General features: G+C 60.6%; 9 protein-coding genes and 1 pseudogene. 3 read left to right on the plus strand and 7 right to left on the minus strand.

Going from position 1 to position 15,769, the window contains the following annotated elements; all coding sequences use genetic code 11:
* Nucleotides 1-54: 54 nt before the first annotated feature.
* Genes BLV61_RS28770 through BLV61_RS28785 form a run of 4 tightly spaced genes read right to left on the minus strand, consistent with a single transcriptional unit; the run spans nt 55 to nt 7,634 of the window.
* A complete protein-coding gene (locus BLV61_RS28770) occupies nt 55-1,185 on the minus strand; it encodes a hypothetical protein (protein WP_090469174.1) in 1,131 nt (376 codons plus the stop codon).
* A complete protein-coding gene (locus BLV61_RS28775; protein WP_090469177.1) occupies nt 1,175-4,774 on the minus strand; it encodes a toxin VasX in 3,600 nt (1,199 codons plus the stop codon). Before BLV61_RS28775 ends, BLV61_RS28770 begins: the two co-directional genes overlap by 11 nt.
* Nucleotides 4,771-5,637, minus strand: a complete 867-nt coding sequence (locus BLV61_RS28780) for a DUF4123 domain-containing protein (RefSeq protein WP_090469180.1) — start codon at nt 5,635-5,637, stop codon at nt 4,771-4,773. Before BLV61_RS28780 ends, BLV61_RS28775 begins: the two co-directional genes overlap by 4 nt.
* A complete protein-coding gene (locus BLV61_RS28785; protein WP_090469183.1) occupies nt 5,634-7,634 on the minus strand; it encodes a type VI secretion system Vgr family protein in 2,001 nt (666 codons plus the stop codon). The genes BLV61_RS28780 and BLV61_RS28785 overlap by 4 nt, the downstream gene beginning before the upstream one ends.
* Nucleotides 7,635-7,888: 254 nt before the next feature.
* Here BLV61_RS28785 and BLV61_RS28790 point away from each other — a divergent pair, with 254 nt between their 5' ends.
* Complete coding sequence (locus tag BLV61_RS28790; protein ID WP_090469185.1) at nt 7,889-9,529, plus strand: SulP family inorganic anion transporter; 1,641 nt, start codon at nt 7,889-7,891, stop codon at nt 9,527-9,529.
* 177 nt (nt 9,530-9,706) lie between these two features.
* On the opposite strand, the gene acnB is transcribed toward BLV61_RS28790, so the two are convergent.
* A complete protein-coding gene (gene acnB, locus BLV61_RS28795) occupies nt 9,707-12,307 on the minus strand; it encodes a bifunctional aconitate hydratase 2/2-methylisocitrate dehydratase (protein WP_090469188.1) in 2,601 nt (866 codons plus the stop codon).
* A gap of 456 nt (nt 12,308-12,763) precedes the next feature.
* Between acnB and BLV61_RS28800 the strand changes: the two genes are divergently transcribed.
* On the plus strand, nt 12,764-13,234 hold the full coding sequence (locus BLV61_RS28800) for a DUF1289 domain-containing protein (protein ID WP_047528256.1): 471 nt from the start codon (nt 12,764-12,766) through the stop codon (nt 13,232-13,234).
* A gap of 97 nt (nt 13,235-13,331) precedes the next feature.
* Here BLV61_RS28800 and BLV61_RS28805 read toward each other — a convergent pair whose 3' ends face one another.
* Nucleotides 13,332-14,195, minus strand: a complete 864-nt coding sequence (locus tag BLV61_RS28805; RefSeq protein WP_090469191.1) for a universal stress protein — start codon at nt 14,193-14,195, stop codon at nt 13,332-13,334.
* 156 nt (nt 14,196-14,351) lie between these two features.
* Between BLV61_RS28805 and BLV61_RS28810 the strand changes: the two genes are divergently transcribed.
* A complete protein-coding gene (locus BLV61_RS28810; protein ID WP_047528259.1) occupies nt 14,352-14,960 on the plus strand; it encodes a MiaE family protein in 609 nt (202 codons plus the stop codon).
* Nucleotides 14,961-15,152: 192 nt separating this feature from the next.
* Here BLV61_RS28810 and BLV61_RS28815 read toward each other — a convergent pair.
* Nucleotides 15,153-15,643, minus strand: a pseudogene (locus BLV61_RS28815) (GFA family protein).
* Nucleotides 15,644-15,769 lie beyond the last annotated feature (126 nt).

The following is a 15,769-nucleotide window of genomic DNA, read 5'->3' on the forward strand; positions in this document are numbered from 1 at the left end:
TCTCTTGTTCTTTCTGTTGGACAGCGACCCCACTGAGCACCTCTGGAAAACCACTCATGCGCGACGTTTTCCGTTGGAGGGCGAGCGTTGCACCTCGGCAAAAATCTCGGTGATAGGCCGTCGCGGCTGGCGCTTTTGCAGCTGCCGCACCTGCTCACTCAGCCGCAGCAATTCCTCACTTGGTTTGGCCCATTGCTCTTGCGGCAGCGGCTCCGACCATTCGCGCATGGCGTCGGGGAGGGCTTGTTTGCCGATTTCTTCGAGGCGGCGCACTTCCCATTCGACGAGGCGGTTGGGAATCGTCCACAAGGTCATGACGTGGTACAGGTACCAGAAGAAACCCGATGTTCGACTGCGCGAACCGTCGCGGATCTGCTGGTGCATGCGAGCGCGGGCGTTATGGAAGGTGTGCAGGCCTTCGTGGGGTGGGTCGTCGGGGCCTTGCAGGTCTTGCAGGTCCTGAATGGATTTGAGGTCGTTGACTTCGTATTCCATGTAACCGCGAATGGCTTCCCAGTGGCTGATGACCAGCGGCAGGCCCGCGCACTGGAATTCGAGGCTGGTGAGGGTTTCGCCGTGGTGGTAACCGATGCCCATGCCGTACTGGCGATGGATACCGTACTGGGTGGCGCCCTGGGCTTCGATGACCCAGGCGGAGAGGGATTCCCAGGGGACGAAGACGGGCTCGGTCGCGCCTGAGGGCATGAAGCAGACTTCACGGCGTTGGCGGTTGAAGCGGGTGGGGATGAGGGTTGAGCGTTTTTTGTGGTTGTGGTGCCAGACGGCTAGGCCGATGGATAACAATACAAAGGCAGTTTGCAATCCTAGTTCTGATGATGGGAAAAAAACCTGCTCCGCGAACTCCCAGGAATACAACAAGTCGTACCCTAAAACGAGTCCGAAGAAAAAACTAAATAACGGCAACAAGAAAGCAAACATAAAGGTCATTGTTAGCGGGCCGCCGAATATGACTTGCCAAGAAAATATTTGAGGCGAACCTAACCCAAAGTCCATGTACACATCATTCAACTCACCAATATGCGGGCCGTAGGGAGGCATTGGTGTTGGTAGTGGTAGCGGTGCCAGATAGGTCATTTTCCCGCTGGGAAACGGCTCGATGTCTCCAGCTTTTTTGGGCTGTTGAAGCTGCGGCGCGCCGATTGGCTTGTCGTGATTATTCGCCATGGTCGGCCTTCTCCAAAAACTCGGTTTCGACGTGCAAGACCGGAGGCTTCTCCTTGATCAACTGGGAAGCAACCACCGAGAAATGGCCTTCACCACGAGGATCTATATGTATGACAGAGGTGCGCGACGTCCACTCGCCTTTGGCATTCAACGTCTGAATACAGACGGTCAGTTCCAGTGTTTCTTTCGCTGGCGTGTACTCGGCGCCGGGATTGACCGGGTATCGAAGACAGAGCACCAAGCCTTCTGGGGTTGATTTGACGATGCGCAGGCTGCTCACGACCTCGTCGCTGATCACATCCTTGCGTTCACGTGGTGCTCCCTGGCTATGCAAGGGCATGGAAATACGGTGGGCGCCGATACCCAGTCGATGGGTCGGCTTGCCGCCAAAGGGAGGCAGAAGGTTTTCCAGCGTCACTCTTGGCAGCACCAGATGGATATCGCTGGGTCTGGCTTTGAACAGCAGGTTTTTCAGCCAGGAGTCGTAGGGGGTCGGGCCCAGTTGCGCGTAAGGTGCGTGGATCAGGAAAGCCAGATAACTTTGATACTCATCCAGTGAGTGGTCGCCGCGCATTTCGGCATCCCGGCTCCAAGGGGTGGTTTTCAGCCATTTGTCGTGGGCGCTGAGGTTGTAGCGGTTGAACAGCCAAGAGCCACTCAGTTCAAGTACGGTGAACAGCGCGCCTGCAAGGTTGAAGCGGAAGAACACGGTGGAAAGGCGTGTGGCGGCGGCTGCCCACGCCGTAGCGCGCACCGTGCCTTTTTCAGCGGTAATGACGGTATAACCGGCGCGTAAAGTTGGCCCAAGACCATTTGCATTGACGGTAGTCATTCCACCCGCACCCAATGTAGCCAGCGCGGCTGCAGCTTGTGCGGGACGATTTCCGCTACGGATCGCCTGCTGCCAATTTTTGATCTGCTTTTTAAGACTGGCAATTGAAGTCACAAGCCCAAAGCTATAAGTGAATATGCCCAATCCAATGTGCAATTTGCCCATCTGCACATTCACATTCTGTAAAGCATGGTGCTGAAGTCCTGAAACGAGAGTTGCACTACGAGCCTTCAACACGGTGTCTGAGAGACTTTGGGCCGCAGTGAAACCAGCGGCTCCCGTTGTCGCAGCAACAGACAAAAGTGGCCAAATAGTTCGTTCATTTTTTGATTGTTTGAGGGTTTCCTTGAATACCCCCACCAAATTCACCACCTGCACCAAAACCACCACCAACCCCATCCCTTCAGTCTTCACCAGGCTACCCGTCGACACTCCGCCCAGCCCTGACCGAATATTCCCCAACAAACCCCGTAACTCCTGCTGCTGGGCCGGCGGGAACATCACCGTCACGCCGGCCCGTGCCGGGGTTGCGCCGTACAGCCGTGCCGACTCATCTGGTAGTTCCGCAATCGGGCTCAATGCCTTGGCCAGCCGTCCTTCGATCTGCGCCAGTTGCGCCCGCACCCGCACGATTTCGTGCTGCAACTCCATGGCCCGCGGGGTTTTGTGGCCCTGGCGGTTTTTGTTGCGGGTCAGTTGGTTGCGTTCGCGGCTCAGGGTTTTCAGGTAGTCGCGTTCACTGAGCAGGTCCTTGATTTCCCGTTGCAAGGCGGCCTGTTCGGCGGGGCTGGCGACGGTGAAGGTCACGCCGCTGGTTCTGGCGGCATCGAAGAGCCGCAGCTTCAGGCCCTTGGGCAGGCGCTGGAACAATTCGTCCAGGTCGGGAATTTTCTCCGCCGAGAGGTCGAAGCCTTCCAGTACGCGGCTCAGGCCCAGGTTCAGCGCCGGGCTGTAGGTGTGCTGCACGGCCTCGGCGACGGCGCGGGTAGGGTCGGGCAGATCGTCGAGGGCCGGCAGCTGCGGTTGCTCGATTTTCCGCAGTTTGGCCAGCCACTCCGCCAGGTTGTTGAACATCGCCATGCCGGCGTTGAACAGCGTTGAATACTGCCCGACCTGCTCGGATTGCAAACGCAGCGGCAAGGTGTAGAACAGCGCTCGGGTCAGCTCCGGGTGTTCTTCCAGATAGCCGAGCAATAGTTCGGCGGCCGCGTCGCTGCGACAGAGGTCCTTGAGGCAGGCGTATTCGGCGGTGAACGCCTGGCCGAGTTGCGCCGGCACTTGTGCGTCGTAGTACCAGGCCGAGCGATGGTAATGGCCGGCGCACAGCAGTTGCGTGCGGTCGGCGGTGATGCGGTCGAGCAGGCGGTTCCAGCGGCCGAGGTCGTCGCGATGACGGTTCAACGCCTCGTCCATCGCCGGGCGGTCGATCAGGTCGTTGACCCCGCGCTTGCCGCTGAGCACCGGGCCGTCGAGCACGTTGCGCATGCGCAGGTCCTGATCCTTGCCCAGATCGACCAGCGCCGAAAGGTGCCGATCGACGAAGTCTTCGGGAGCGACCGCTTCGAAGGACTGACGGGTGTAGTAGCGTCGATCCGCGTCGGCCATGGCCCGACCGTGGGCGGTGAAGTCCGGGGCGACACCGTCAAAGCGGTTCAGCTCCAGCGCGTTGTCGAGGGTCTTGTCCCGTAATTGCTCCAGCTCCGGGGAAGCGGCGGTGTCGCTCGGCTCGACCTTGCCGCCCTTGTTCAGGTAGTCGAGCAAGGCCTTGCGGGTGTTCTCGCGATCCGGCTCGGGCAACTGCTCCAGTTCGGCAAACACGGCTTTGGCCTGCGGCTGGTCGTTGGCCTTGGCCAGACTGTCGATGTCCTGGTCGCTGAGCTGACTCAGGGACTCGATGTAACAGGCCAGGAGGTAATCGCGCTGGTTGTTGTCGGCGTTGCTCCAGTCATCGACCCAGCCGACCACGGTGTCCTGATAGTCGGCCAGATCGCGCATCACGCCGAGGTCATCGTTGACCAGCAGAAACAGCGTGTCGTCCTGATAAGGCGCGCGCACCCGTCCCAGGAATTCGCCGATGTGTGCCGCGCGGAAACGCCGCGGTTGCTCCCACAGATAAGGCTCGCGTTCGTGCTCGGGGGCGTCGCTGACCTGCACGGCGGGCAGCTCGACCTCGCCCGTTTGCGGGTCGGTGGCCGGTTCTGCGCCGGTCGCTACTTCCGCCAGCCATTGTCGGGCCTGGGCGACGGTGAGCAAGTGCTCGCCACCCAGTTGGCAATGCACCGGCCCAAGGTCGACCGCCTGCATGAAATGCTTGCGCTCCTCGGCGCTGTCCAGCACCTGACGGCATTTGGCGGCACTCCACTGCACCTCGGCGAAGGTCACGTACAGGGTGCTCTTGCGGGAAAAGATCAGCGCCGGGCGTTCTTCAATGGCCGCTCGCTGATCCTCGTGAACCGTTTTGCCTTTGTGCAGCAGCGCGCTGACGACACCGTCGAGCACCCGGTACTCGTACAGCTCGCCGCTGAGGCTGTCGATGAGGTACAGCCAGCCATCGCGCAGCAGGCGGACGCCCAGGGGGCGGGCGGTGAGGGTGTAGGGCATCTCCAGTTCGGCGCCGGGGTCGAGGGTTTTTTCCACCAGGCCGTAACGCAACGGCAGCAGTTGCACATGGGTTTGCCGCAGCGGGCAAGCAGCGGGTGCGCCGATGGGAGATTTCGAAGCGGCGGCGGCCGCGAGGTTGGCGGGGTGTTGGTTCATGATGGGCCTCGTTCAGACGCCCACTGATGGGCCAGGGCCGCAGCCAGCGCGACGCGCTCGCCGGGTGATTGCAGGGAAGGCGTGTGGAGCAAGTGGCGGATGTGCGGGTGCCGGTCGAGGTCGTCGCCCTCCAGCCAGGCCACGACATTGGCGTAGTAAAACAACTCGGATTGACCCTGCAGCCCGAGGGCAGAGGCCTGGACCTCCAGCTGTTCAAGCCTGGCCCAGCGCTGGGCCACACTGTCGCCGGGGTGGCGTTGGGGAAAATGGCTGAGCAAGTGTGCGTCGAGTTCAAGCAGCGTGCGCCGATGATCAACCTGATCCAGCGCCGCGACCTGTTCCGGGCTGAGTCGATAAGGGGCGGGCAGCGCGGGGCATTCGGGTTGTCGAGGGCGATGACTGTGCCAGACCGTGTTGACGCAGTCGGCCGTCACCACCCAGGACATCGGGCCGAACAAACTTTGATCGGCGCTGGCCAACAAGGCTCGCATCACGGCGGCATCGGCCAGTCGCAACAGTACCGACAGGCCTTCGGACAGCTCTACGGTCAGCAGCTTTCTTAAATGTTCGGCGACGACATGGGGTTGAGCCGGGCTGAACAGCAGCACACCGCACTCCATGGGGGCGTGTTGCATGAAAAACTGCATCACGGCGTCGTCAGGTTGCTCGACGGCCACCAGCAATGGCGAGACATCGCGCAAGGCGCTAAAAGGTGGCTGGTCGTACAGGGGCAGGGTGAGTGCAGCGCGGTTGAGCCGTTTTATCCGCGATGGCAAGTCGCTCAGCGTCGCGCCATCGAGCAGCACAAAGGCCTGCTGCTCGCCCCATGGCAGATTTTCAGGCAAGGAAGTCGAAAGGCTCATGCTTGGGCGGCCTCGCAGATCAGGCAGCGCGAGGCGCGGGTCGACACCAATGCGTGGCGCTGCTGAACCGCATCGAACGCCACCTTCAGCAATGGCAATGCGCCCGGTACCAAGGGTTCCGCCAACAGGCCCACCGCCGGAGCGCCACCTTCGACAATCGCCACGCTGCTGAAGATGCCTTCAGGCCCCAGCGTCAACCAATGCCCGCCGGCCTTGATCGTCACATGGGCGCCACCATCGATGACCACTTGCTGGCCGGCACCGAGGTGCACATGCTGGCTGGCGCTGAGTCGCTGATTGGCGACACGAATATGACGGTCGCCTTGCACCCACAGATGATCATCCTGTTTGAGTTCGGTCAGGCGATTGCCGTGGGTCAGGTGATGTTCATCGCTGTGCAGCTCATGGCTGGCAATGCCGCCGACCACCACCGACAGCTGGTTGTCGACCTGGATGCGTTGGTCGTTGAGCACATGCTGGACATAGTCGCGCTGGGCGCGAATGGCGATTTCTTCGGCGCCTTTCCTGTCCTCGATCCGCAGCTCGTTGTAACCGCCACCGCCGGGGCTGCTTTGGCTGCGCAGGATGCTGCGCGTCTGTTCCGCCGGAAGGTCCAGCGGCACCGGGGTGACGGCATTGGGCAGGCAACCGAGGACGAACGGTTTGTCGGGATCACCCTCGGCGAATCCCACCAGCACTTCCATGCCGACCCGTGGAATCTGCACGCTGCCGTAGCGATCATGGGCCCAGCCCGTGGCCACCCGCAGCCAGCAACTGGTCCGCTCATTGAGCTGACCGTCCCGGTCCCACATCATCTTGACCTTTACCCGGCCGTAGGCATCGCAGTAAATCTCTTCGCCGGGCGGGCCGGTCACCACTGCGTGCTGGTTGCCGGGGATGCGCGGTTTGGCGTGTTTCAGTGCGGGGCGGAATATCACATCCCAGGGCGTCGCGACAAAGTGGTTGCGGTAGCCCTGAATGATGCCACCACTGTCGTCGGAGGTCGCCGCCTCCTCCAGCACTTGTGGCTGTCGACCAACGTGCACGACGCGGGTCAGTAGCCATAAACCGTTGCAGTCGGGTCGCGGGTGCTTGCTCATCTCGACGAAGCTGCCACTGCGCATCAGGCTCTGGTCGCTGCGGCCGTTGCCCTGACGGTAATCGGCGCGATGCCGCTCCAGGGTGCGCTGGCTCAGGTGCTCACCGCGATCGCGAAGGGTGAACTGCCCGGGAAAACCGTAATCCTCCAGCACGGGAACACGCGCCTCGGCGGCCTCGGCCTCCAGTTGCACATTGGGTTTTTCGAAATGGTAATCGCGGCGGCTGACCTGGGTGGTGCGGGTTTCCAGGCGGACATTGAAGCGGTCGATCACCGTTGCGGCGGCGACCATGCCGCTATCTTGTGCGTAGGCTGTCGGTGCGTCAGGCAGGGGGAAGACGGTCTGGTCGTCACCGAAGACCAGGACGTGTCCATCGGCGCTGTGCTGGAAATGAAAGTGCAGACCTTCTTCCTCGCATAACCGATGGATGAAATCCAGGTCTGACTCGTTGTATTGCACGCAGTACAGGCGGGGTGGGTAGTCGGCACTCACCTGGAAGCGCCAGACGTTGGGCTGCATTCCGTGATCGCTCAGAACGCTTTTGATGATTTGCGGCACGTTCTGCTGCTGAAAAATTCGCTGGTTGTGACGATGCGCCAGATAGGCGAGATGCGGCACCAGCGTCATCTGATAGCGGGTCAACCGGGCGCCGGAATCGCCTTGGGCGACGCGATAAACCTGCCCATGAACGCCGGCGCCGTCTGGACCGAAAGAGAGATGGGCCGGCAGGTGCAAAAGTGATTCGAGATCAAGGTCTCGGCGTTCACTGACCAGTTCCAGTTTGACCTCATAAGTCTCGTTGAGCGCCTCGGTGAACTTGAACTCAAACACTTGAAAGTCGTGGGGGAAGCCCTGGATATCGAGCTTGTAAACGACGGGTTTGCCGGCAATGAGCATTCACATTTCCCTGTGTTTTTTTTAAGGCACGGGACTTTGCGCGGGTCCACGGCTTGGCGCAGTCAGGCGAATCGCTTTGATGTGTAGGACGATTCCGAGATTGAGTGGCGCCGGAGGGGCAGTCCATCGGGCGTCCGCGACGGGGCCAGCGGGAACAAATCCTTTAGCCACAGACGGCGATCGTTTGCTTTTGCGCTACAGTGGCGGCTGCACGTATCACGCGTGCAGCGGTTTTCTTGTCTGGAGACAGTGGCTTGTCGAGTGCCCCCAACCCTGTTGAATCCACCCATCGCTGGCAGGATGTTCTGGCCGGGCTGTCGATTGCCGGTCTGTTGCTGCCCGAGGCGGTCGCCTATTCGAGCATTGCTGCGTTGGCGCCGCAGGCCGGGGTTATCGCGCTGTTTGCCGGGTTGCTCTGTTATGGGCTGTTCGGCACCAGCCGGTTTGCCATTGTCTCGGCCACTTCGTCGGCGGCGGCGGTGCTGGCGGCGGCGACGGCGACCCTGGCCAACGGGGACCCGCAGTTGCGTTCGACCCTGGCGGCCGGGCTGGTGCTGGTCACCGGCGGGCTGTTTCTGCTGGCCGGGATCTTTCGCTTTGGCAGCGTCACGTCCTTTATCGCCAAACCGGTGTTGCGCGGGTTTGCCTTTGGCCTGGCGCTGACCATCATTCTCAAGCAGGTCGCCAGTGTGGTCGGTGTGCATCTGATCGACGCCAATCTGGTGCGCTTCGCCCCGCAATTACTCGCACAACTGCCGCAATGGAACTGGCCGGCAGCCGGTGTGGCGGCGGTGGCGCTGGTGTTGTTGCTGTTGTTTTCGCGGTTTCCACGGGTGCCCGGTGGTTTGCTGGTGGTGGTGATCGGCATCGCGGCCGGCCAGTGGCTGAACCTGTCGGCGTATGGGGTGAAGATGATCGGACTCATCGACCTGAGCCTGGAAGTGCCGAACCTGCCGGTGTTGCCGTTTGCCGATTGGCTGCGTTTGGGCGAAGTGGCGTTTGCCCTGGTGATGATCCTGTACGCGGAGTCCTACGGCTCGATCAGCGCCTACGCGCTCAAGCACGGTGACCGGGTGAATTCGAACCGCGACATGCTGGCACTCGGGGCCTCGAACCTGCTGTCCGGCCTGTTCCATGGCCTGCCGGCGGGGGCAGGGTATTCGGCGACATCGGCCAACGAGGCGGCGGGTGCCACCTCACGGCTGGCCGGTGGCGTGGCGGCGCTGGTGGTGTTGCTCATCGTCATGACGGTATTGCCGTATATCGCCTTGACCCCGGAACCGATCCTCGCCGCCATCGTCATCCATGCGTTGGCGCGCGGGTTGAGCCTGCAGCCGTTGGGGCGATATTTCATCTGGCGGCGTGACCGTGTGCTGGTGATGTGCGCCGTGGGCGCGGTGTTACTGCTGGGGGTGCTGGACGGCTTGCTGGTGTCCGTGGCGATCAGCGTGCTGCTGATGCTCAAGCAAATGTCGGCGGCCAATATCCAGATTCTCGGCCGGATCGACGGCGGGCATGACTTTGTCGACGTGCAACGTCATCCCGCGGCGGAAACCGTGCCGGGCGTCCTGGTCGTGCGACCGGATGAAGCGTTGTTTTTTGCCAATGTCGAGCGGATTCTCGGTGCTGCCTTGCACTTGATCCGGCACCCACCGGCACCGATCCATACCGTGATCCTCAGTCTGGAAGAGTCCCCTGATCTGGATGGCACCAGCATCGAGGCGATGCAGGAGTTTTTCGTCCGGGTGCATAACGAAGGCAAACGACTGATTCTGGCGCGTCTCAAGGACAGTGCGGAATCGGTATTGTCGGCGTTGCCCGAAGTTCGGGCCAACGGGGTGATGCTCAGCGGGCTGAGCGTGGATGGCGCTGTGCAACGAGCCTACAAGGATTAAGGCATGACCTGTGGCAACGAGATTGCTCTCGAGGCGGCCTGTCAGGCAACAGAGAGGTGAATGTCAGGTCGCCATCGCGGGCAAGCTCGCTCCCACAAGGGGTATGCCATTAAAACCTGGGCATAAAAAAACGCCGCTCATCTCACGATGGGCGGCGTTTTTCATTGCCTTGCAGCGTTAGGCTTGAACGACCGGGATGTTGGCGTTCGCAGCCGCTTCGCGGAACTCGGCGATCTGGTCGAAGGACAGGTAGCGGTAGACATCAGCCGCCATGCTGTCGATCTTGCCAGCGTATTCCATGTACTCCTCGACGGTCGGCAGGCGACCCAGGATGGAAGCCACCGACGCCAGCTCGGCCGAAGCCAGGTAGACGTTCGCGCCGTCACCCAGACGGTTCGGGAAGTTACGGGTCGAAGTCGACACGACAGTCGAGTTCGGCTCTACACGTGCCTGGTTACCCATGCACAGCGAGCAGCCCGGCATTTCCATGCGCGCGCCAGCCTTGCCGTAGATGCCGTAGTAGCCTTCTTCGGTCAGTTGGTGAGCGTCCATCTTGGTCGGCGGCGACAGCCACAGACGGGTAGGCAGCTGACCTTTGACCTGTTCCAGCAACTTGCCGGCAGCGCGGAAGTGACCGATGTTGGTCATGCACGAACCGATGAACACTTCGTCGATTTTCTCGCCAGCAACGCTGGAGAGCAGGCGAGCGTCGTCCGGGTCGTTCGGCGCGCAGAGCACAGGCTCCTTGACGTCGGCCAGGTCGATCTCGATGACTTCGGCGTATTCAGCGTCTTTGTCCGCTTCCAGCAGCTCAGGGTTGGCCAGCCAGGCTTCCATCGCTTGAGCACGACGCTCCAGGGTACGCGCATCGCCGTAGCCTTCGCCGATCATCCAGCGCAGCAGGGTGATGTTCGACTTCAGGTATTCGGCGATCGACTCTTTGGACAGCTTGATGGTGCAACCGGCAGCCGAACGTTCGGCCGAGGCGTCGGACAGTTCGAACGCTTGCTCGACGGTCAGTTTTTCCAGACCTTCGATCTCCAGGATGCGACCGGAGAAGGCGTTTTTCTTGCCTTTCTTCTCTACGGTCAGCAGGCCAGCCTGGATCGCGTAGTAAGGAATGGCGTGAACCAGGTCACGCAGGGTGACGCCTGGTTGCAGTTCGCCCTTGAAGCGAACCAGGATCGACTCAGGCATGTCCAGCGGCATGACGCCGGTGGCTGCGGCGAACGCAACCAGACCGGAACCGGCCGGGAACGAGATACCGATCGGGAAACGGGTGTGCGAGTCACCACCGGTACCGACGGTGTCTGGCAGCAGCATGCGGTTCAGCCACGAGTGGATGATGCCGTCGCCCGGACGCAGGGAAACGCCGCCACGGGTCATGATGAAGTCAGGCAGGGTGTGGTGGGTGGTCACGTCGATCGGCTTAGGGTAAGCCGCGGTGTGGCAGAAGGACTGCATCACCAGATCGGTCGAGAAGCCCAGGCACGCCAGGTCTTTCAGTTCGTCACGGGTCATTGGACCGGTGGTGTCCTGGGAACCCACGGTGGTCATTTTCGGTTCGCAGTAGGTGCCTGGACGAATGCCAGTCACGCCGCAAGCCTTGCCGACCATTTTCTGCGCCAGGGTGAAACCCTTGGTGCTTTCAGCCGGTGCTTCAGGCTTCTTGAACAGAGTCGAAGGTGGCAGACCCAGTTCGGCGCGAGCCTTCTCGGTCAGGCCACGGCCGATGATCAGCGGAATACGGCCGCCGGCGCGAACTTCGTCCAACAGGACCGGAGTCTTCATTTCGAAGGTGGTCAGGACTTCGTCGGTACCGTGCTTGCAGACTTTGCCAGCATGCGGGTACAGGTCGATCACGTCGCCCATGTTCATGTTGGAAACGTCGAACTCGATCGGCAGTGCGCCGGCATCTTCCATGGTGTTGTAGAAGATCGGAGCGATCTTGCTGCCGAAGCAGAAACCGCCTGCGCGCTTGTTCGGCACGTAAGGAACGTCGTCGCCGAAGAACCACAGTACCGAGTTGGTAGCGGATTTACGCGAAGAACCGGTACCGACCACGTCGCCGACGTAGGCGATCGGGAAGCCGGCGTTGCGCATTTCTTCGATCTGCTTCATCGGACCGGTGACGCCTTGTGCGTCAGGCACGATGCCGTCGCGAGCCATTTTCAGCATGGCCAGGGCGTGCAGCGGGATGTCTGGACGGGACCAGGCATCCGGAGCAGGTGACAGGTCGTCGGTGTTGGTCTCGCCGGTGACTTTGAACACGCGCAGGCTGATCTTGTCGGCCAGCACCGGGCGCTTCACGAACCACTCGCCGTCAGCCCAGGATTGCAGTACGCCCTTGGCGTGAACATTACCGTTCTTGGCTTTTTCAGCGACGTCGTGGAAGGCGTCGAACATCAACAGGGTGTGCTTGAGTTCTTCGGCCGCTACTGGTGCCAGTTCGGCGTCGTCCAGCAGGTTCACCAGGGTCACGATGTTGTAGCCGCCCTGCATGGTGCCGAGCAGTTCAACAGCGCGTTTTTTGTCGATCAGAGGGGATTTGGCTTCGCCTTTGGCGATGGCGGACAGGAAGCCGGCCTTGACATAGGCTGCTTCGTCCACTCCAGGTGGAACGCGATTGGTGATCAGGTCAACGAGGAAAGCTTCTTCGCCAGCCGGGGGATTTTTCAGCAGCTCGACCAGGCCTGCAGTTTGTTCGGCGTTTAGCGGCTGGGGAACGATACCCAGTGCTGCACGCTCTTCGATATGTTTGCGGTAGGCTTCAAGCACAGTATTACCCTCATCAGTGGTCCCAAATGGGTGTCCGGGACGCTCATCCAGAAATTGCCGTACTCATGCGCTTCATGGCGTTGTGAGCCACTTAGCCAGAATTACCGGCAATTTCTTACAGAAGCTGCTTTCAAAGTTTTACGCCTGCAGAACGGGAGCTGATGAGGGTTGGCGTCGGGTTTTTCCCCGCTGGAAAAAACCTTTCGCCAACACCGTTCTGAAGGAACGACTGTGCTCGTGACGCTTTGAAAACAGCTTCCAACGGACATTGGCGCCTAAAAAGGCTGGCTGATTCTACGGTAAAAAAAATTTAAAGGTAAGTCGGGCTCTATTGGACTTTGGTGGACAGCCGACCCCGGAATGTTGACGCGCCGGATGCGCAGAGCGTTGAGGGGTGATCAATGGCGGACAAAGGGCTAACATGCCACTCTGTTTTGCTTTTTCGCGTTCTCCCCTATGCCCAATCAGACCATCAAGACCCCTTGCGTCGGCCTCTGCTCCACCGTTTACGGTGATCTGGTGTGCCGTGGCTGCAAGCGTTTCCATCATGAAGTGATTCACTGGAACGGCTACAACGAAGAAGAAAAGCGCGCGGTATGGCTGCGTCTTGAGCAGTTGTTGTCCCAGGTGATGGCGGCCAAGGTGGAAATTTTTGATCCGGCGCTGCTCCGGATGCAGCTGGAGCAGCGCAAGATCCGCTTCGTGCCCCACCAGTCGGAATACTGCTGGGCTTATCAGTTGATTGCACGGGGCGCGCGGGTGATCAACAACCTGGAAGCCTACGGCATGGTGCTGTTGCCGGAGTTTCGCGACTGGAACCTGCCGGAGCTGCGGGACGCCATTGATCGGGAATTCTTTTTGCTTTCAGAAGCTCATTACCAGCGCTATATCGCGCCGGGGTTTCTGAATGATGCATTCGGCGGCTAATAAATAGCATCGCGGGCAAGCCCGCTCCCGCAAGGTCGATGAAAACCCCGTGGGAGCGGGCTTGCCCGCGATGGTCATCTGTCAGGCACAGCAGGGCTTAATGCTTGCTCGCGATTTCCTCCAGGTGATCCTCGACTTCCTGGGGCTTGAGCACCAGCACATCGCTCTCCACCGCATCGAGCACCACTTCCGCCGTATTGCCGATCAACGTCCCGGATAATCCGCTGCGCGCCACGGTGCCAATCACCGTCACGGCCGCCTGCAGCTTGTGCACCATGAACGGGATCAGCACGTCCGCCGGGCCTTCTGCGATGTGCAGGTGTTCATCGTCGACGTCGAACTCCGCCTGGAACGCCTTGCACTGTTCGCGATAGCGCGCCTCGATGGTTTCGCTGAGCTGGAAGGTCGGGTCGGCCGACGACAGCATGGGCGACGGATGGGCGCTGATGACATGCAAGTGCGCTTTGGCCATGCTGGCAATGTCATAGCCGTAATCGATGATGGTGTTGTGCAGATGGCGGTGCTCACTGTCGATGTTGCCGACATCTACGGCTGCCAGAATCACTTTGTCCTTCCAGGAACCTGCGGTTTTCACCAGCAGGACCGGAGTCGGGCAGGTGCGCAACACTTTCCAGTCTTCCGGGGTCAGCAGGGCCTTTTTCAGCGGGCTGTCGGGGTAATGCTGCTTGATCACCAGACCGCAGCCTTCGGCTTGCTGCACCGTGACGATGGTTTCATGCAGGCTGCTTTCCCAGGCCTGTTCGGTGGTGACGCTATAGCCATCCGCCACCAGCGCCGCCTTGAGCACGCCGAGCATGGCGCTGTGGTCGTGCTTGCGGTCGCAGACCAACAGGTGCAAATGGGCCCGGGTCACGCCGGCAATCAATTTGGCGCGCTTGAGCGCGAGGCTTTCCGAGTGCTCGGGTTCAAGAACCACCAGAATGCTGCGAATGGCTTGCATGATCGGGATCTCCGGAAAGTAAGGATGGCGTGAAACTACTATAGATGCTGGTCGCCTGCACGGGACTTGATGCATATCAACGGTAGCGACTGGTGGTCTTCGGGCAGGCCGGTATAATCGGCGCCCTTCGTTTTGAACCTTTTGTCCGTGGGCCCCATGATCCTTCCCGAAATACACGAATTCCTTGGCTGCCGTACCCCCGATGGTTGGGTTCAAGCCGCACTGGCCGATCAGGAAACCCTGCTGATCGACCATAAGAACTGCGAATTCAAGGCTGCCAGCACGGCGCTCAGCCTGATTGCCAAGTATCACTCCCACGTCGATCTGATCAACATGATGTCGCGCCTGGCCCGGGAAGAGCTGGTGCACCACGAGCAGGTCATGCGTCTGATGAAAAAACGCAAGATCGGACTGCGTCAGCTGTCCGCCGGGCGTTACGCCTCGGGGTTGCGCAAAGTGGTGCGCAGTCACGAACCGGTGAAACTGGTGGATACCCTGGTGGTCGGCGCGTTCATCGAGGCCCGCAGTTGCGAGCGTTTCGAAGCCTTGGTGCCGCATCTGGACGAAGAGCTGGGCAAGTTCTATTTCGGCCTGCTTAAAAGTGAAGCCCGGCATTTCCAGGGTTACCTGAAACTGGCCTATCAGTACGGAGATGCCAAGGATATCGCCCAGGTCATCGACAAGGTCCGCGCCGCCGAGCAGGAGCTGATCGAGTCGCCGGATGTGGAGTTCCGCTTCCACAGTGGTGTGCCGACCGCGGCCTGAACCGCATGACCCTCCGGGGTGATTTTTTATACCTGGAATTTGCCCTTCAAAATACCGTCCCTGTAGGAGCGAACCTGCTCGCGATGGTCGCCAACGATTACGCGGACGTTCAGGTTAAATGCGGCGTCTTTGGGTGCTTCGCGAGCAGGCTCGCTCCTACAGGGGGATCGCGCTGGTGCCTGGATCGCGAGCCTAGCGGCTCAGCCCCAGGCGCTCATGCCACTGCGCAATGGACTCCTCGGGATAGACATCGAACTGTGCCGGTCCTTCCCATGCGCTTCGACCTCCACCCACGAGGCTTTCGAGCCGAGCATCAGGTGCGTGTGTTCCGGCGGGATCGGTAGCGGGGTGTCGATGGCCGAGGCGAACGGGTGAATCAGCTCGGGCCATTCAGGACTGAACAACCACAAGCCCGAACCGCACAACGAGCAGAAATGCCGCTCGGCGGTGCTGCTGTGGGCGCGTTTGTCACCTTCATTCTTGAGCCGCGCATGGTAGATCGCGATGTGCTTGCGCCCGCGTACTTTCAGGCTGGCGGCATCGCCGCCGAGGTTGATCGCATAGCCGCCACCGCCCTGGGTCTTGCGGCAGATCGAGCAATAGCAGCGTTGATAGGGGTAGGGGTTGGCGCTGGTCAGGCTGAATGACACCGCGCCGCAATGGCAGGAACCGTCGAGTCGCATGGTGCTCTCCAGAGGACTGAAATCGTTCGTTCAGCCTAGAAGGTCTGTGGTGAGCTTGCTGACGTCTTCGCTGGCCAGCCAGCGATGAACGATAACGCGGTGCCACTGGACGGTTACCGACAGCCA

The organism is Pseudomonas mohnii, assembly GCF_900105115.1.
GTDB lineage: Bacteria > Pseudomonadota > Gammaproteobacteria > Pseudomonadales > Pseudomonadaceae > Aquipseudomonas > Aquipseudomonas mohnii.